17 protein-coding genes are annotated in these 17,803 nt (G+C 42.6%); 6 read left to right on the forward strand and 11 right to left on the reverse strand.

From position 1 onward, the window contains the following. Positions 1–114 precede the first annotated feature (114 nt). The 3 genes from F894_RS10130 to F894_RS10140 form a co-directional block, all read right to left on the reverse strand. Positions 115–1,434, reverse strand: a complete 1,320-nt coding sequence (locus F894_RS10130; protein ID WP_004278963.1) for an adenylosuccinate synthase — start codon at positions 1,432–1,434, stop codon at positions 115–117. 70 nt (positions 1,435–1,504) lie between these two features. After that, positions 1,505–2,671: an ATP phosphoribosyltransferase regulatory subunit gene (locus F894_RS10135; protein WP_005247402.1), complete on the reverse strand. Its 1,167-nt coding sequence runs from the start codon at positions 2,669–2,671 to the stop codon at positions 1,505–1,507. Positions 2,672–2,877: 206 nt separating this feature from the next. Next, positions 2,878–3,333 (reverse strand): Lrp/AsnC family transcriptional regulator, encoded by a 456-nt coding sequence (locus F894_RS10140; protein ID WP_005247405.1) that lies wholly within the window; start codon positions 3,331–3,333, stop codon positions 2,878–2,880. Positions 3,334–3,480: 147 nt separating this feature from the next. Between F894_RS10140 and F894_RS10145 the strand changes: the two genes are divergently transcribed. Both F894_RS10145 and F894_RS10150 read left to right on the forward strand, forming a co-directional pair. Further along, on the forward strand, positions 3,481–4,230 hold the full coding sequence (locus F894_RS10145; protein WP_005247407.1) for an AzlC family ABC transporter permease: 750 nt from the start codon (positions 3,481–3,483) through the stop codon (positions 4,228–4,230). Next, a complete protein-coding gene (locus tag F894_RS10150) occupies positions 4,227–4,526 on the forward strand; it encodes an AzlD family protein (RefSeq protein WP_005247409.1) in 300 nt (99 codons plus the stop codon). Before F894_RS10145 ends, F894_RS10150 begins: the two co-directional genes overlap by 4 nt. A 44-nt stretch (positions 4,527–4,570) precedes the next feature. On the opposite strand, the gene F894_RS10155 is transcribed toward F894_RS10150, so the two are convergent. Beyond that, complete coding sequence (locus tag F894_RS10155; RefSeq protein ID WP_005106505.1) at positions 4,571–4,867, reverse strand: hypothetical protein; 297 nt, start codon at positions 4,865–4,867, stop codon at positions 4,571–4,573. A gap of 192 nt (positions 4,868–5,059) precedes the next feature. Continuing rightward, positions 5,060–6,082 carry a type I glyceraldehyde-3-phosphate dehydrogenase gene (locus tag F894_RS10160; RefSeq protein ID WP_005247411.1) on the reverse strand — a complete coding sequence of 341 codons (1,023 nt, stop codon included), beginning with the start codon at positions 6,080–6,082 and terminating at the stop codon, positions 5,060–5,062. Positions 6,083–6,470: 388 nt separating this feature from the next. On the opposite strand from F894_RS10160, the gene alaS reads away from it, so the two are divergent. The 3 genes from alaS to csrA all read left to right on the forward strand — a co-directional run bounded on the left by alaS (position 6,471) and on the right by csrA (position 11,014). Beyond that, positions 6,471–9,164, forward strand: coding sequence for an alanine--tRNA ligase (gene alaS / locus F894_RS10165; RefSeq protein ID WP_171065020.1), 2,694 nt, complete (start codon positions 6,471–6,473; stop codon positions 9,162–9,164). Between the two features lie 64 nt (positions 9,165–9,228). Beyond that, positions 9,229–10,509, forward strand: coding sequence for an aspartate kinase (locus F894_RS10170; RefSeq protein ID WP_004278971.1), 1,281 nt, complete (start codon positions 9,229–9,231; stop codon positions 10,507–10,509). A gap of 250 nt (positions 10,510–10,759) precedes the next feature. Then, positions 10,760–11,014: a carbon storage regulator CsrA gene (gene csrA / locus F894_RS10175; RefSeq protein ID WP_004278972.1), complete on the forward strand. Its 255-nt coding sequence runs from the start codon at positions 10,760–10,762 to the stop codon at positions 11,012–11,014. Positions 11,015–11,109: 95 nt separating this feature from the next. Here csrA and rnhB read toward each other — a convergent pair whose 3' ends face one another. After that, on the reverse strand, positions 11,110–11,697 hold the full coding sequence (gene rnhB / locus F894_RS10180; protein WP_005247416.1) for a ribonuclease HII: 588 nt from the start codon (positions 11,695–11,697) through the stop codon (positions 11,110–11,112). Between the two features lie 59 nt (positions 11,698–11,756). Next, positions 11,757–12,128 carry a hypothetical protein gene (locus F894_RS10185; RefSeq protein WP_004278974.1) on the reverse strand — a complete coding sequence of 124 codons (372 nt, stop codon included), beginning with the start codon at positions 12,126–12,128 and terminating at the stop codon, positions 11,757–11,759. A 217-nt stretch (positions 12,129–12,345) separates the two neighbouring features. Here F894_RS10185 and F894_RS10190 point away from each other — a divergent pair, with 217 nt between their 5' ends. Beyond that, positions 12,346–12,909, forward strand: coding sequence for a cytochrome b (locus tag F894_RS10190; RefSeq protein ID WP_005247418.1), 564 nt, complete (start codon positions 12,346–12,348; stop codon positions 12,907–12,909). A 43-nt stretch (positions 12,910–12,952) separates the two neighbouring features. Here the strand turns inward: F894_RS10190 and F894_RS10195 are convergent, their stop codons facing one another. The 4 genes from F894_RS10195 to yaaA all read right to left on the reverse strand — a co-directional run bounded on the left by F894_RS10195 (position 12,953) and on the right by yaaA (position 17,743). Next, positions 12,953–13,306, reverse strand: a complete 354-nt coding sequence (locus F894_RS10195; protein WP_004645560.1) for a hypothetical protein — start codon at positions 13,304–13,306, stop codon at positions 12,953–12,955. A gap of 45 nt (positions 13,307–13,351) precedes the next feature. After that, positions 13,352–14,353, reverse strand: coding sequence for an adenosine deaminase (locus tag F894_RS10200; protein ID WP_004731590.1), 1,002 nt, complete (start codon positions 14,351–14,353; stop codon positions 13,352–13,354). A 76-nt stretch (positions 14,354–14,429) separates the two neighbouring features. Continuing rightward, positions 14,430–15,752 carry an NCS2 family permease gene (locus F894_RS10205; RefSeq protein ID WP_004645563.1) on the reverse strand — a complete coding sequence of 441 codons (1,323 nt, stop codon included), beginning with the start codon at positions 15,750–15,752 and terminating at the stop codon, positions 14,430–14,432. Positions 15,753–16,960: 1,208 nt separating this feature from the next. Beyond that, positions 16,961–17,743 carry a peroxide stress protein YaaA gene (gene yaaA / locus F894_RS10210; RefSeq protein WP_005247421.1) on the reverse strand — a complete coding sequence of 261 codons (783 nt, stop codon included), beginning with the start codon at positions 17,741–17,743 and terminating at the stop codon, positions 16,961–16,963. Positions 17,744–17,803 lie beyond the last annotated feature (60 nt).

Genomic DNA, 17,803 nt, shown 5'->3' on the forward strand with positions numbered 1-17,803 from the left:
ATCACGCTACATTACCGATGCAACTTTAGTCTTGAAATAGCTGCATAAATTCAGGATATAAAAAAACCCATCCGGAAATGGGTTTTTATCATTCAAGCTTTAATCAAATGAAGATTAAGCATCAAACGGGTGGCGAAGAACAATCGTTTCTTCACGGTCTGGACCTGTTGAAATGATGTCGATTGGACATTCAATCAATTGCTCAAGACGTTTTACATAGTTCAATGCAGCTTCTGGCAATTGATCCAGTGATTTCGCACCGAAAGTTGACTCAGACCAGCCTGGCATAGTTTCGTAAATCGGTTTTAAAGTTTCGAATGCAAGCGCATCAGAAGAACCGACACAACCAGAATCTGCAGCTTCATAACCCACACAGATTTTCACTTCTTCTAAACCGTCAAGAACGTCAAGTTTAGTCAGGCAAATACCAGAAAGTGAGTTTACGTCAACTGAACGGCGTAGGATTTCAGCATCGAACCAGCCACAACGACGTTGACGGCCAGTAGAGGCACCAAATTCATTACCAATCGTACCGAGGTGTTTACCAATCGCATCACCCGTGTCATTTGCAGCGTCATACACCAACTCAGTTGGGAATGGACCTGCACCTACACGCGTTGTATACGCTTTGGTAATACCCAGTACATAGTCAAGATGCAAAGGACCCAGACCTGAACCAGAGCTTACGCCACCAGCAGTTGTATTCGAAGACGTTACATACGGATATGTACCGTGGTCAACGTCAAGAAGTGAACCTTGCGCGCCTTCGAACATGATATTGTCACCGTTTTTACGGTAGTTATGCAATTCCGTGGTCACATCCACAACCAGTGGCGCAACAACCTTACGCCATTCGTCGCAAAGTGCCAGCACGTCTTCCAGTTTAACCGCTTCAACACCGTAGTATTCAGTCAGCTGGAAGTTATGGTAGTCCAGAAGTTCAGTTAACTGAGCAGTCAGATGTTCACCACCACGCACCAGGTCAGCAACACGTACTGCGCGACGCGCTACTTTGTCTTCGTATGCAGGACCGATACCACGACCTGTCGTACCAATCTTCGCATTACCACGTTTTTTCTCACGCGCCTGATCAAGTGCGATGTGGTTCGGAAGGATCAATGGACAGTTTGGAGAAATGCGTAAACGTTCTTTAACAGGAACGCCTTCTTTTTCAAGAATGTCCATCTCTTTGATGAGCGCTTCAGGAGAAAGAACAACACCGTTACCAATTAAGCACAATACGTTTTCACGTAAAATACCTGATGGAATGAGGTGTAAGACAGTTTTCTTACCACCAACCACAAGAGTGTGACCTGCGTTATGTCCGCCTTGATAACGAACTACCGCTGCCGCTTGATCTGTGAGCAGGTCGACGATTTTACCTTTACCTTCGTCGCCCCATTGGGTACCAAGTACCACAACATTCTTGCCCATAATAGCCTCATTACATCATGCTGTTAAAGTTGAAAGCCCCGCTCAGCGACATGAACACTGAGCCAAGCAGTTAAATCGTTTTGACTATCCACTCACCATTCGCATTCACCAGCTGGTGCGTCGCATATGGAATCGAGTTTAAATCATCATTACCCAGTAACTGAATTACACTTAAGCCTTGTGCACGAATATTCTGAATTGCATTCAGAAGTTCTGCATCAGTGCCTTTAGGTGCAACCACGACCTGTACCGCATCAAACTGGCCTACGCTTAAAGCATATAAGTCACAAGAGAAACCGGTTGCCGGACGCGCACGGCCAAAATGTTCACCAATGCCATCATAACGGCCACCTTGTGCCAGTGCAGCTGCACGGTTCGGTGCATAGACTGCATACATCAAGCCAGTATGATAATGGTATGAACGTAATTCAACCACATCAATACCAATACTCAAGTTTGGCCAACGGGTTTGAACTTCGTCTTTGGTGGTTTGCAAGACATTAAAAGCCTGCGTAAATGCTGGATTTGCCAACACTTCAGCACTTAAATGCGCTTGTAATGCATCCAGGTCGCTGGCATAGCGTCCAAGGGCATAGAAATCCTGACCAAATTTCAGGTCTGCCGTGAATTCTTCTAATTCTGGCAAAGCCTTACGCTGGTATAAATCAGATAATTGCTGTTCAGCGACTTTGTTTAAGCCGGCTTGAGCCACCAGACTGCGGAATAAACCCACATGACCTAAGTCCAGATGAATACCATCTGCCAGACCTGTTTCCTGAATCAGACTGATCATCAAGTCGACCATTTCTACATCGGCATCGATGCTGTCTGAACCAAATAGCTCCGCACCTAACTGTAGTGGCGCGCGCGAGGTATTAAAACCGCGAGGCTTGGTATGCAGAACGGTTCCTGCATAGCAGTAACGTGCCACACCTTCCACTGGATGTACATGCGCATCAATACGAGCCACTTGTGGTGTCATATCGGCACGCACACCAAGCAAACGACCAGAAAGCTGATCAATCACTTTAAAAGTGGCTAAGTCTAAATCTTGATTCGATTCTGAGAGAGAAGATAGAGATTCGATGTATTCAATGAATGGCGTGTACACCAGCTGATAACCTCGAGATGCAAGGAAATCCAGTGATTTACGGCGCAGACTTTCAATAACTTGCGCTTGTTCTGGTAATACATCAGCTACACCATCAGGTAATAACCATGTCTCTGAAATGGGCATGTTGTAAACCTAAATTCTTGTCAGCGCGGAACGAATCCGCATAAAAAAATCGGGAGCACACCCGATTTCTCCTAGTCTAGCACGATAGTTTTGGCTGTGCATCGCAAATTTTATAATTTTCGCTACCTGATGAAATCAACAACAATTGTGTCAACTATCAGCGTTTTAATGCACATTCAAAACAAATAGCATGAAAAAATCAGGCATTAAACCAAAGGCAATGCAGTGGTACTTTTGACCGTTTGCAATGGAATTTCAGTTTTTACACTTTGAATGCAGGGAATTTGGGTTAAATGGTGAATCTGAAATTTACGATAAGCATCCAGATCAGCCACTACAATTCTTAGAAAGAAATCACAATCGCCCGCCATTAACTGGCACTCGACCACCTCTGGCATTTCCTTGATCGCTTCGACAAATTGATCGACCACGGTAGCCTCTTGAGACTTGAGCCAGACACGTGCAAACACACTCATCGCCAAATTGACCTTTTGCGGATTCAGCAGCGCGACATATTGCTCAATCACACCATCATCTTCCAGCTGTTTCACCCGTCTTAAACAGGGTGATGGCGACAAGCCAATTAATTGAGCCAGTTCATTATTTTGCAGTTTTTCATTCATTTGCAGCTCATGCAAAATGCGTTTATCTATTTGATCCATATTTATACTTTGGCATTTAAAACCCTTTAAATTCAATTTAGCGCAATTTAATTTTAAATAAAACGTAAATCTCTTTCATTACAACAGCAAATAGCCAGAATATCGCCATAAAATATGGTCTAGTTTTGCAGTACCCAGGTCATTTCCATGCTTTTGTTTAGACAAAGCACCGCAGCGGTGGTTGTCCCTACCGATTTCAGCGAATTTCAACGTGGCATGAAAGATTCTATCCCCATGCTTTTGGGAATTATTCCCTTCGCGCTGGTGCTGGGTGCAACGGCAGTACAGAAGAATTTCAGCTTGCTCGAAGTGCCTTTATTGACAGGCCTGAACTTTGCCGGCGGTTCTGAATTTGCCATTCTGGAGGTCTGGAGCAGTCCACCAAATTTACTCATGCTGATGTTCATTGCCTTTCTGGTAAATAGCCGGCATCTGTTGATGGGCGCCAGTTTGGTGCCGTATTTAAAGCATCTTCCGAATCGTAAAGTTTTTCCGGCGCTGTTTTTTATGGTCGATGAGAGTTGGGCACTCGGTCTGGCTGATGCACAAAGGAAACAGGCGCAACTGGGTTATCGTGCTGCGTTTAGCATGCCTTATTATGCCGGCCTGTGTTTTTGCCTGTACTTGATGTGGGTCGGATTTACCACACTCGGCACCATGCTTGGACCTGTATTAGGCGATATCAACCGTTTTGGTTTCGATATGGCCTTTCCTGCTGTATTTCTGGTGTTACTGAGAACTATGTGGAAAGGTTTTGAGGCTGCCCGGCCATGGCTGGTCAGTTTAGTCTGTGCGGCTTTGGCTTATTTATATTTACCTGCGGGCTGGTATGTACCGATTGGCGCATTGTCTGGAATTGCTTCGGCATTTTTCCTGATTCAAGAGGATCAAACATGATCCAGATGAGCACCTTGGTGGCCATTAGCCTGATTGCTGCGACCACCTATTTAACTCGGATCTTGGGCTATGTCCTATTAAAAAACAAAACGCTGACACGGCGCCAGCGTAAAATCCTGGAAGTGGTGCCCGGCTGCGTGCTGATTTCAGTGATTGCACCCTATTTTGTACGCGACCATCCGGCAGACCTGATTGCTTTGGCTTTAACTCTATTTGCCGCTACGCGTTTTGGATTATTACCAACAGTCGCCATCAGTATGGTTTCTGCCGCGGTTTTAAGAGTTTTAATCGTCTAATGCTCAAACAAAACCCCTTTAAATGATTTCTAAAGGGGTTTTGTTTATTTCTGTGGATCAACCACTTTGGTCAGCAAACTGACCAGTTCGGCATTTTGCAATTCAACCTGCTGAAGTTTGGCTGTGGTCTGATCCAGCACTTCCTGCTGCAAATGCATTTTTTTGGCTAGATCCTGCATAATTTCCAGGGTCTTTTTCAAATTTTCTTCCAGATGCACGATTTTTTCTTCGACTGGCACGCCTTCCACGCTACGTGGTTCATCATTCTGATTAAACTGCAGCCAGATCAGAAAAATCACCGCCAAAGTCAGCAATATAATAAATCCCCAAACCACCATCATGTGCTTGCTCTTATTTCATTTTATTGTCTTTATCTTAACGAAAAATGCTTCAGATAACGTAAATAATTCAGCCTCAATTCCTGATTTTCGATCAATTACCGGCAAATTCTCTTAAAACATGGCTTGCAGAATATTTATAGGAAAGAAAAAAGCACCGTGTCTTGGTGCTTTTGAGGTTTAGATAACCCGAACTTAATGAAATGATTCACATAAATCCAGTAGACGGTTGGCATAGCCCCACTCGTTATCGTACCAGGCAAAAACCTTAGCTTGATGCCCGACCACCAGAGTCTGGGTCAGATCAACAATCAGTGAATACGGGGAATGATTAAAATCACTCGATACCAAGGGCTCGTCCGTTACCGACATAATTTCGGCAAAATCCTGCCGGGCAGCCTTAATCAGAACTTCATTTAACTTGTGATCGGTAATCGGCGACTGGGAGACAAAGGTCAAATCAATCGCGGCCACATTAATGGTTGGCACCCGAATCGAATAACCGTCAATCCGTCCGTCCATTTTTGGCATGACACGCTTTAAGGCACCGAGTGCGCTCGAAGTGGTCGGAATGATGTTATGGCCCGAGGCACGTGCACGTCGCAAATCACGATGTGCATGATCCAGTACCGACTGATCCGCCGTAACAGCATGGATTTCGGTCATCAGGGCGCTACTGATCCCAAATGCATCATCGACAATTTTGACCAGTGGCACCAAAGCCTGCGTAGTACAAGAAACACTGGAAATGATCTGGTCCGATGCTTTGACTTCATGATGATTGACACCATAGACAATCGCGGCATCGACCGTATCAAAAGGTGCCGCGCCGATAATCACACGTTTTGCCCCTGCGCCAATATGCTGGGTCGCAGCTTCACGGGAACGGAACAGTCCGGTACATTCAAGTACCACATCTACCGCCAGGTTTTGCCAAGACAACTTAGCCGGCTGCGGCTCACACAAAACCTGCACTTTTAAAGCGGCATCTTGATAGCTGATATGCATATAGATATGTTCAGCATCATAACTGAGATCTACCTGCCCCGGAAAACGGCCATGGGTCGAGTCATATTTAAATAGATGAATCAGGGTTTCAACATCGGCAATATCGTTAATGGCAACGATTTCAAAATTAAAATCTTTCGGATTTTCAAACCATGCGCGCAGTACATTCCGTCCAATACGCCCAAATCCATTGATTGCCACTCGTTGCATGACTCGACCTTTTATATGCCTATTTTAAAACTCTTCTATGTTAAAGGATTTCTTGCGCCGTACATTAAAAACTTCAGTGAAAATACTGATTTTCGATTATTTTATTTCTGATACATTCGTCTGGATTCGAGCCATTTAAAATTCCGTTTATTTTTTAAAGTGATGGATATCCACAGATTCTGCTTCGGGAAAATTCAATTTAATTATTCAGCAAAAAACCTGAGTAAATAAATCCTTAGCAATTGGTTTTAAAATGATTGGTGCCTACTGCTTTTTCCGTTATAATTTGGCGTTTTAAATTTTTAAGCCCCGCATTGCAGCAGAGCTCTTGTATGCTTGTCAGACTGTGGTGTTTTAGCCAAATCGGAAATTATGGAGTGACTTGGTTGTGAGTACTCGTTTTATGACATCAGCTGAAATTCGTGAAGCATTTTTGCGTTACTTTGAATCGCAAGGGCATACACGTGTCGCGTCGAGTTCTCTAGTACCTGCCAATGACCCAACTTTGCTGTTCACCAATGCTGGTATGAACCAGTTTAAAGATTGCTTCTTAGGTCTAGAAAAACGCGATTATGTACGTGCAGTGTCATCACAAAAATGCGTACGCGCAGGTGGTAAGCACAATGACCTGGACAATGTGGGTTATACAGCACGTCACCACACTTTCTTTGAAATGTTGGGTAACTTTTCCTTTGGTGATTACTTCAAACGTGATGCGATCAAATTTGCCTGGGACTTTTTGACTAACGAAGAATGGCTTGGTCTTCCTAAAGATAAACTCTATGCAACCGTTTACCATACAGACGACGAAGCATTCGACATCTGGAACAAAGAAATCGGTCTAGACGCTTCTCGCATTATTCGTATTGGTGACAACAAAGGCGGTCAATACGCATCTGATAACTTCTGGGCAATGGGTGACACAGGTCCTTGTGGTCCATGTTCTGAAATCTTCTTTGACCATGGCGATCACATCTGGGGTGGCCTACCGGGTTCTCCTGAAGAAGATGGCGACCGTTTCATTGAAATCTGGAACAACGTTTTCATGCAGTTCAACCGTACTGCGGATGGTGTATTACACCCTCTTCCAGCGCCTTCTGTGGATACAGGTATGGGCTTGGAGCGTATTTCTGCCGTTTTACAGCACGTCAACTCAAACTACGAAATTGACTTATTCCAGCATTTACTTAAAGCTGCGGCTGAAATTATTGGTCTGGATACTACAGCGCTTGAAGCTGAAGCTGCTGAGAAAGGCACACCAGTTCAGTATCCTGCTTCATTGAAAGTCGTTGCTGACCATGCACGTTCATGTTCATTCCTGATTGCTGATGGCGTAAACCCATCGAATGAAGGTCGTGGTTATGTACTGCGTCGTATTATCCGTCGTGCAGTACGTCATGGTAACAAATTAGGCGCAACAGGTTCGTTCTTCCACAAAATGTTGAAGCCACTGATCGAAGTGATGGGCGACGCATACCCTGAACTTGCTGCTCAACAAGCACGTATCGAAGCACAACTTCTTAAAGAAGAAGAACAATTTGCCAAAACACTTGAGCAAGGTTTGAAATTGCTTGAAGGTGAATTGGCACAGTTAAAAGGTTCTGTGATTCCGGGCGAAGTGGTATTTAAACTTTACGACACTTATGGTTTCCCGACTGACTTGACTGCTGACATCGCACGTGAACGTGACTTAACCATTGATGAAGCTGGTTTCGAAACTGAAATGGCTGCACAGCGTCAACGCGCACGTGATGCAGGTAAATTCGCGATCGACTACAACAGCGTAGTTAAAGTTGAAGGCGAAACTCAGTTTGATGGTTATGACGCAACTGCAGGTGAAGGTCAAATCATCGCAATCTACAAAGATGGCGAGCAAGTTGATGAAGTGTTTGAAGGCGATGAAGCACTGATCGTACTCAACCAAACACCTTTCTACGCAGAAAGCGGCGGTCAAATCGGTGATACAGGTATCTTTAAAAACGATACTGGTATTTTCGAAGTTCAAGATACCAAAAAATCTGGTGGCGCATTTGTACACCAAGGTATCGTGACGATGGGTAACTTGAAAGTTACTCAAAATGTAGAAGCAACAGTAAAAGCAGATATTCGTGCAGCAACTGCGCGCAACCACTCTGCGACTCACCTGCTACATGCTGCGTTACGTCAAATTTTAGGTTCACATGTACAGCAAAAAGGTTCATTGGTTGCATCTGATGTGTTACGTTTTGACTTTGCCAATGACCAACCTGTAAGCTTTGAACAGCTGCAAGAAATTGAACGTTTGGTCAATGCTGAAGTGATTGCCAATACTGCGGTGTCTACTGAACTTCTGGATATCGAGTCTGCGAAAGCTAAAGGCGCGATGATGCTGTTTGGCGAGAAATACGGTGACGAAGTACGTGTACTGTCTATGGGTTCAGTGATTGAAGAGAAAAACTTCTCAATCGAACTTTGCGGTGGTATTCACGTAAAACGTACCGGTGATATCGGTCTGTTCAAAATCACCTCTGAAGGTGGTGTGGCAGCCGGTGTACGTCGTATTGAAGCAGTAACAGGCACTAAAGCAGTTGAAGTTGCGCAAAAAGCCGATCGCGATATCAATACGATTAACGGTTTGCTCAAAGCGCAAAAAGACCAGACTTTAGAAAAAGTTGAAGCGTTGGTTGATACTGCATCGAGCTTGCAGAAACAGATCGAACAACTCAATCAAAAACTTGCTACCCTGCAAGCCGGTGAACTTCTAAGCCAAGTTCAAAGCATTGCAGGTCGTGCAACCTTGATTACAACTGTCGAAAACATGGATGCGAAAGCACTTCGCAACCTGCACGACGGTGTGAAATCAAAATTAGAAAATGCAGTGATTGTTCTTGCAGGTGTAGAGGGTGACAAGGTGAGCTTGATCGCATCTGTGGCAAAAGACTTTACTGCTTCTATTAAAGCAGGTGACATCATCAAACATTTAGCGACTGAGCTAGGTGGTAAAGGTGGTGGTAAACCTGACTTGGCACAAGGTGGCGCGCCACTTAACGAGAAGTTTGCTCCAGTGATGGCAGATTTAACTGCCTGGCTTGCAGCAAAATAAAACTTCAATTTTGTGTAACTGACCCTGATAGGTACATCAGGGTCATGGCTTATATGGAACAACTATGGCATTAATCGTTCAAAAATATGGCGGTACCTCTATGGGTACTCCCGAGCGCATTTTAAATGTTGCTCGTCGTGTAAAGCGCTGGCATGACCACGGCCACAAGGTAGTGGTAGTGGTATCAGCAATGAGTGGCGAAACCAATCGTCTACTTGCTTTAGCGAAGGCCATTACCGAAACCCCTGACCCACGTGAACTAGACCAAATGGTATCTACGGGTGAACAGGTTACGATTTCTATGTTAGCAATGGCGCTGAACTCAATTGGAGTTGAAGCAAAATCACTAACAGGTCGCCAGGTTGGCATGAAAACCGACAGCTCATTCAATAAGGCACGTATCGAATCCATTGATACTGAAGTACTGAACTCAAATCTGGATGCAGGCCGCGTACTTGTCGTTGCCGGTTTCCAGGGTTTTGATGAACATGGCAATACCACCACTTTAGGGCGTGGCGGTTCTGATACTTCAGGTGTTGCAATTGCTGCCGCACTCAAAGCAGATGAATGCCAGATTTATACCGACGTTGACGGTGTATATACCACCGATCCACGTGTTGCACCAAAAGCAAAAAAAGTTGATCGTATTTCATTTGAAGAAATGCTTGAGATGGCGTCACTCGGTTCTAAAGTCCTGCAAATTCGTTCAGTTGAATTTGCTGGTAAATACCAGGTGCCTTTACGCGTATTATCAAGCTTCGACAATGACAACGATGGCGCATTCGACGAAGAGTTTAAGCAAAACGTTGGTACACTTATTACGACTGAATTGGAAGACAACATGGAACAGCCAATTATCTCCGGTATCGCATTTAACCGTGACGAAGCAAAATTAACTATTTTAGGTGTGCCTGACGAACCGGGTATTGCTTCTAAAATTTTGTGCCCGATTGGTGATGCCAATGTTGAAGTGGATATGATTATCCAGAACGTTGAAGAAGATGGTACAACTGATTTCACTTTTACTGTGAACCGTGGCGAATTAAATAAAGCCAAAGCTATTCTTGAAGCAACTGCTCAAGAAATTGGTGCACGTGAAGTTGCGACCCGTTCAGATATCGTAAAAGTATCGATCGTAGGTGTCGGTATGCGTTCACATGCCGGTGTAGCGAGCAAAATGTTTACAGCATTGGCAGATGAAGGTATTAACATCCTGATGATCTCGACGTCTGAAATCAAGATTTCTGTGATCATTGAAGAAAATTATCTTGAACTTGCGGTTCGTTCATTGCATACCGCATTCGGTTTAGACCGTGAACAAGGCGAATCTAGCGCACGTGCTTAAGCGTTAAGATAGAATATTGTCATTGTTTGACAGTATTTTATAAAAGTCTACAAAAATGCAGAGCCACTATAGTTTTTTTTATAGTGGCTCTGTTATATTAAGCCTGAGGATTTTTAACCAGCTGAGATAGATTAAAATCTTTCACCCAGATGACAGAATTTCTATCCAGATCTTATTTTGTAATTTTTGGTTGTGCTTTTTGTTTTATATTCAATAGATTGCAGGTTTTGCATTTTGCAAGGAGAAAAACATGCTGATTCTGACTCGACGCGTCGGGGAAACTTTAATGATTGGTGATCAAGTCAGTGTGACTGTGCTTGGTGTAAAAGGTAACCAGGTTCGTATCGGGGTAAATGCTCCGAAAGAAGTCTCTGTGCACCGTGAAGAGATTTACCAGCGTATCCAGCATGAACGTGCAATGCATGAACATCTTCAACATATCGATCAAGATTACCAACCTTCTTATGAAGACGATAGCCAGACACAAAATAACTTTAACCGTTAATGTTTGTGCGAAGAATAAAGCGGCTTTTGAGCCGCTTTAAATTTGTCTAAATTTTATACAAAAATATTAAATACTTAGATAATTTAAAATAAAACTTAAAGTTCTGCACCCTGCTGTAATGCTGCAATCACCTTTTTCACTGGCCCAAAACTGCGGCGATGCTCATCAATGACACCATGCAAGGCAATTGCTTCAAAATGTGCTTTGGTCGGATAACCCTTGTGCTTGGCAAAACCAAATTGCGGATGCTTCTGATCCATCTCGATCATCTGATGGTCACGGGTTACTTTCGCCAGAATACTGGCTGCTGAAATTTCAGCATGCAGTGCATCACCACCCACCACGGCATCACAGCTCATGCGAAGGCCTTGAGGGACTTTATTGCCATCGACTAGTACATGCTCTGGTTGAACTGGCAAAGCTTCTACAGCACGACGCATGGCCAGCAAAGAAGCTTGCAAAATATTATGTTCATCAATCTCTGCCGCAGAAGCCTCAGCAATGGCCCATGCCAGCGCTTTTTCCTGAATCTCGATAAAAAGTTTTTCACGCTTCTTTTCAGTGAGTTTTTTAGAATCATTTAAACCCTCAATCGGGTTGTTCGGATCCAAAATAACTGCCGCAGCGACCACCGAACCCACTAATGGCCCACGCCCTGCTTCATCTACACCAGCAATCTTCATGTCTATTTTTCCATAAAAAATAGGCTGAACCAGTCAGCCTATTTCAATTTAATCTTGGCTTAGTTTACAGCTTCAGCTACACAAGCGTTAATGGTTTTTGCAACCACATTGCCGACAATCGTCGCACGTGCTGCCGGGTCAATCGCTGCAGTCGCCAAATCTACCGCTGTTACGCTTTGGGGTGCTTTTTCGCTGACACAGCCACAAATTTCAGTCTGGATATTCTGCTTTTGGGTTGTAGTCATTAGACGTGTAGCTGTTTGCCATGCTGGAATATTATTCAGCTCAGTAGTACATTTTGCATTGATCGCGATTTTAAGCGCAGCCCCACCCAGCTGTTGAGTCGTGGTTTGCGTTTCAGGGCTGCCTGTTGTTGCACAAGCCGATAAAACCAAAGTAAGCGGAGCAAGTGCAGCCAATAATTTTTTCACAGATCTGTTCCTTGTTTATTCATATATGAAGCGTGACGCTATTGTGCCGAAATTCACCTGAATAAGAAATCTATAAATCATCCTGAATGTTTAATCTGCACCCAGCAATTTCAATAGATGTTGCATGAAAGCCACCATAGCGTTGCAGATTTGGAATTGCTGAGTTGATTCGCCCTTTGCTAAGGTGCATTCATCTTTGAGGGCAATCGAAAATCACATGGAAAAAGTACAATATTACACGCGCACGGCACAATGGCTGCACTTGATCATGGCAGTTATCTTTATTGCGGCCTGGCTGATTGGTTTTTATAGTGGGAATTTTTTAAGTTATGAAGTCGATGGCAGCTTTAAAGGCGATGTCATCACCCTGCATAAAAATATCGCCACCACCATTATTTTCCTGTTGGTTGTGCGAATTTTCTGGCGTTATACCCACCCTGCCCCTGAACTACCGGACACTATGTCACCCCGGATGAAAACTTTGGCACATGCAGGTCATCTGGCTTTGTATTTTATGCTGATTGCCCTACCTGTCACCGGCTGTTTATATAGCTGGAGTCTGGGCTATCCAGCACCAGTGCTATATTTATTTAACCTGCCGGCACTGATTTCAGAAAATCCGGCTGTAACCGCGATCGTAAAACCCCTACATATCTGGCTTTCCTGGGCAGTTGGCTTACTTTTAGTTGGACATATTTTCGCAGCACTGAAACATCATTTTATCGATAAAGATCATGTACTCAACAGCATGACCCGACAATCCAAATCTTCTAAAAAATAATCTGCAAAACCACACTCAATCAGCTCTCATTGCAAAGCTGATTTTATTTTAAGAACTCGGTCATGCAGCCTTTCAGACTGTTTGCAATAGCCTGTTGCGTGAGTTTTGACTTTACTTCTTCATCCAGAGTCGCTTTCAGTAAAGTGCTTGCCGGAATATCCTTGAGTGCATGCTCACCTACACATGAACAGACATTCTGTTCAAGTTCAGCTTTATTTTTGTCCTGCATAAAATAGGTCGAGGCAGTCCAGAATTTAGATGCTTTCAATTCTTTTGCACATTGGTATTCAATCACGGGTTTTAAAGTACGCTGTGTCAAAGTCATATCCGCATTTGAGCAAGCAGATATCAACACGCTACTGATGAGCAGAATTATATTTTTCAATTTCATATCCATCTATAAAAACAAAGGCAGAGCGAACCCTGCCTTTTATTTAAAAACTTAAACCAGGGCACGGATCTGGTTGATCCATTGCTCTTTTTCAGTATCGGTAATAAAAGAGGCTTCAAATGAGTTAATGGCCAACTGCTTGAGTTCCTCATTGCTTAAATCCAGTGCTTCAGCAATGGCAATAAAATTGTCATTCATATAACCACCAAAATAAGATGGATCATCTGAATTGACTGTAACGTGCACGCCTTGTTGCAAGAGGCGACGGATATTATGCTGCTGCATATCATCCACGACGCAGAGTTTCAGGTTTGACAATGGGCAAACTGTCAGTGGCATCTTTTCTGCGATCAGGCGCTGCATTAACTCCGGATCTTCTTCCGAACGAACCCCATGATCAATACGATTCACTTTCAGCAAATCTAAAGCTTCCCAGACATAAGCTGCCGGACCTTCCTCACCTGCATGTGCTACAACCAAGAAACCTGCTTCACGCGCTTTAGCAAAGACACGTTCAAACTTTGAAGGTGGATGCCCGACTTCACTTGAATCCAGACCGACCGCAATAATCTGGTCTTTATAAGGTAAGGCCTGTTCCAGTGTTGCAAATGCAGCATCTTCACTTAAATGACGCAAGAAACACATAATCAGATGTGAACTGATACCAAGTTTAGTTTTGGCATCATCACAGGCTTTTTGCAAGCCGTTGATCACGGTTGAAAAAGCAACACCACGATCGGTATGGGTTTGTGGATCAAAGAACATTTCAGTATGCACGACCCGGTCTTCAGCACATTTTTCAAAATACGCCCACGCCAGATCATAAAAATCCTGTTCATGAATCAGCACAGCAGCACCAGCATAATAAATATCTAGAAACGACTGAAGATTATGAAAGTTATACGCCTGTTTAACTTCTTCAACAGATTTATACGGGATGGCAATTTTATTACGCTGAGCGATCGCAAACATTAGCTCAGGCTCAAAAGTGCCCTCAATATGAACATGAAGCTCGGCCTTTGGCAAAGCTCGAATCAACTCAAGACGGTTCATCGCTTCTCCTCATGAAACCTAAAATAATAAAAAAAGGGTGCAAACTGAGTTTACACCCTTTCCAAATCTAGAAAAATTAGCCGCCAAATAGTGCGAATTTAAGCGTCCATAGTACTGCAATAATCCAGACCATATACGGTACTGTTGATGCCTTACCGGTTAACAATTTGATCAGTGCATAGCTGATGAAGCCCATCGCAATACCATCCGCAATTGAATAGGTAAATGGCATAAATACAATGGTTAAAAATGCAGGAACTGCTTCTGTAATATCTTCCCAGTCAATATGCACGATACCTTGAATCATTAAGACACCGACAAATAACAGCGCTGGCGCTGTTGCAAAGCTTGGTACAGACTGTGCCAATGGAGCCAGGAACAAACAGGCAACAAACAGGATACCGACTACAACAGCAGTTAGTCCTGTACGGCCACCGGCTGCTACGCCCGCAGAAGATTCAATGTATGGCGTAGTCGAAGATGTACCCAGCGCTGCACCTGCAACAATTGCAGAAGAGTCCGCAAAAAGTGCTTTTTTCAAACGCGGCAGTTTGCCATCTTTCAACAGGCCTGCACGGTGCGAAACACCAACCAGCGTACCGGTTGAATCGAATAAATCGACCAAGAAGAAGACAAAAATCACCCCGATTAAGCTGGCAGTGAATAGACCTTCAAAGCTCATTTGCATAAATGTGGGTGCAATCGATGGTACTGCGCCCACCACACCTTTAAATTCACTCAGACCCAATGCTGCTGAAATACCGGTTAACACCAAGATACTGATGATGATCGCACCACGCACTTTAAAGTGATGCATCACAACAACCAGAAGGAAACCAAATAATGCAAGCAAAACCGATGGTTGTTTTAAATCACCCAAACCTACCAACGTAGCGGGATTATCCACAATCAGGCCGGCATTTTTCAAAGCAATCAGCGCCAAGAATAAGCCAATACCACCACCGATGGCCAGTTTCAGCGACATTGGAATCGCATTTACAATGGCTTCACGGATTTTGAACATGCTGATTGCAATAAACACAAGACCGGAGATAAACACAGCCCCGAGTGCTGTTTGCCAAGGCACACCCATTCCCAAACAGACGGAATAGGTAAAGAAGGCATTTAAGCCCATGCCTGGTGCAAGTGCAATTGGATAATTTGCAATCAAGCCCATGACTAAACAGCCAATCGCGGCTGCAAGACAGGTTGCTACAAAGACAGCCCCATGATCCATCCCCGTTTCGGACAAAATCATCGGATTGACAATAATGATGTAACACATCGTTAAGAATGTAGTTACACCGGCAAGAACTTCTGTACGGAAACTGGTTTTGTTTTCACTCAGTTTAAACAGACGTTCAAGCATACTTTCTGAAGATGGATTAGGAGTCGTCATGACCTAGCCCCTATTGAGTAAACTTAATGCTTTAAGCAAGCCGTCAAATAAATGAAACTTTATAAAAAAATTCATCAATTTTAAGGATGTGTTAGCAACGAATATGCCAGCATAGCCATTTGACGGGTTAAAATGTTGGAACAGCTTACAGCCCCAGGGCTATGCTATAAAAACCCAAAAAAAATCTAAACAAAAAAGCTGCATAACCTTTATGCAGCTTTATTTTACGATTTAAATCAAATGCTTAACAAGATGGATTCTGCTTCATCCTGATCGTTGGCAAATTATAACACATTGATTTATTATTGCTTATTTGATTTTACACTTTATTAGAAATTAATATATTCCAGATGAATATTGAAAAAAATTTATTATATTTATTATTAGTTTAATTTTATTAATCTAGCCCAATTGGCGGGAGGAAGGTAGTACAAGCTGCTTAATGTCGATGCCGATTGGATTCCAGCAATTTGCTTGAATCACGTCCATCGTTCAAGACATGACGGATCTTTTCATATTTTCTGATTTCGGACTGTTTATGGACACAAAATCCTAATAAACTGATCATTAAGGCAAAAACAGGGATAGCATATATTTTCATTTTTATTATGCTGCTTTGTAACACTATGCAATTATGCTAACAAAAAACCTAACAAACTTGTGACATAGTTTACATTTAACCCGATAGAAGGCATTTATTTATCCTCTAAATATTAATTTTATGTCGTTTTATTTATTAATACTTAATTAATTTATAATTCTTTTTTCAAAAAATCGATACTATTAAAAATTCTTTCAAACAAACAATAAATAATTGAATTTAATATATTTTTCAAACTCTCTAAAAGAAGTTTATTCAAAATTAAGATATGGAGATAAATGAAATCTAACCTATTCAATAGAAATTATTTCGATTTATTTTATCGGCCTTTTCCAAGAATGCTCAACTTTAATTTTTAGAATAAAATGATCTAAATAAGGGAGATTTTGCTAGGGATTTCAAGATGTTTAGCGATATTTTTTATTTTTAATTACCTTGAAGCTCTACCTGATATTCAAGAATTACAGATTTTATAGTTGTCATGATGCTGTCTATTATTCCCTACTCACATCACATGCATGTACATAGTTCAAGAACCTAACCATAATAACGACATCCCAATATCCGGCATATATATCCTCATGCTGGATACTGGGAATCATCTCATTTATGCACTCAGTTGTTCATCACGCTTAAACACCAGTTCTCCTTTGAGTGAACTGTCTGCATCGAAATAATAGCCATCAGTATTAAAAGCTTTTAGCCCCTCTATACGATCAATTTTATTTTCAATCATAAAACGCGCCATGAGACCGCGTGCTTTTTTGGCATAGAAACTAATCACTTTATATTTGCCATTTTTCTGATCCAGAAATACCGGCTTGATAATGTCTGCCTGAATTTTGCACTCGTTGACTGATTTGTAATATTCATCAGAGGCAATATTCACCAGGATTTCAGAATTTGCTGCTGCTAGATCCTGATTAATCAGATCAGTAATGTGATGTGCCCAGAAGTCATATAGGTTATGCCCGCGGGAATTGGCCAATTTGGTTCCCATTTCCAGACGGTACGGCATCATCAAATCCAAGGGACGTAAGAGTCCATATAATCCAGACAACATGCGTAAACGGTCTTGTGCATAGTGCAGATCTTCATGTTTTAAACTATAGGCATCCAGACCTGTATAGACATCGCCTTTAAATGCAAAAATCGCCTGACGGGCATTGGCTAAATTAAAATCCGGTTGCCAGTCATTAAAACGTGCGGTATTTAAAGTGGCAATTTTTTCACTAACACTCATTAAGCTGGAAATTTCTGTTGCAGAAAGTGTGCGACAAACGTTGATCAAGTCCTGTGAATGTTCTAATAATCTCGCTTGAGTAAATTGGTCAGTCGGTAATGGAGTATCGTAATCGAGAGTTTTGGCTGGAGAAATTAAAGCGAGCATGGCAACCTGGTCAAAAAATGATTAATCAAACTATATCAGTCTGCTTATTTTAATTCCAAT

Origin of the sequence: Acinetobacter sp. CIP 51.11, from assembly GCF_000369665.1 — a bacterium.
GTDB classification, from domain to species: domain Bacteria; phylum Pseudomonadota; class Gammaproteobacteria; order Pseudomonadales; family Moraxellaceae; genus Acinetobacter; species Acinetobacter lwoffii_S.

Bases quoted from the DNA above. Each gene is read 5' to 3' on its own strand.
- F894_RS10130 (WP_004278963.1), bottom strand. From the start codon at position 1,434: ATGGGCAAGAATGTTGTGGTACTTGGTACCCAATGGGGCGACGAAGGT.
- F894_RS10135 (WP_005247402.1), bottom strand. From the start codon at position 2,671: ATGCCCATTTCAGAGACATGGTTATTACCTGATGGTGTAGCTGATGTA.
- F894_RS10140 (WP_005247405.1), bottom strand. From the start codon at position 3,333: ATGGATCAAATAGATAAACGCATTTTGCATGAGCTGCAAATGAATGAA.
- F894_RS10145 (WP_005247407.1), top strand. From the start codon at position 3,481: ATGCTTTTGTTTAGACAAAGCACCGCAGCGGTGGTTGTCCCTACCGAT.
- F894_RS10150 (WP_005247409.1), top strand. From the start codon at position 4,227: ATGATCCAGATGAGCACCTTGGTGGCCATTAGCCTGATTGCTGCGACC.
- F894_RS10155 (WP_005106505.1), bottom strand. From the start codon at position 4,867: ATGATGGTGGTTTGGGGATTTATTATATTGCTGACTTTGGCGGTGATT.
- F894_RS10160 (WP_005247411.1), bottom strand. From the start codon at position 6,082: ATGCAACGAGTGGCAATCAATGGATTTGGGCGTATTGGACGGAATGTA.
- F894_RS10170 (WP_004278971.1), top strand. From the start codon at position 9,229: ATGGCATTAATCGTTCAAAAATATGGCGGTACCTCTATGGGTACTCCC.
- csrA (WP_004278972.1), top strand. From the start codon at position 10,760: ATGCTGATTCTGACTCGACGCGTCGGGGAAACTTTAATGATTGGTGAT.
- rnhB (WP_005247416.1), bottom strand. From the start codon at position 11,697: ATGAAGATTGCTGGTGTAGATGAAGCAGGGCGTGGGCCATTAGTGGGT.
- F894_RS10190 (WP_005247418.1), top strand. From the start codon at position 12,346: ATGGAAAAAGTACAATATTACACGCGCACGGCACAATGGCTGCACTTG.
- F894_RS10195 (WP_004645560.1), bottom strand. From the start codon at position 13,306: ATGGATATGAAATTGAAAAATATAATTCTGCTCATCAGTAGCGTGTTG.
- F894_RS10200 (WP_004731590.1), bottom strand. From the start codon at position 14,353: ATGAACCGTCTTGAGTTGATTCGAGCTTTGCCAAAGGCCGAGCTTCAT.
- F894_RS10205 (WP_004645563.1), bottom strand. From the start codon at position 15,752: ATGACGACTCCTAATCCATCTTCAGAAAGTATGCTTGAACGTCTGTTT.
- yaaA (WP_005247421.1), bottom strand. From the start codon at position 17,743: ATGCTCGCTTTAATTTCTCCAGCCAAAACTCTCGATTACGATACTCCA.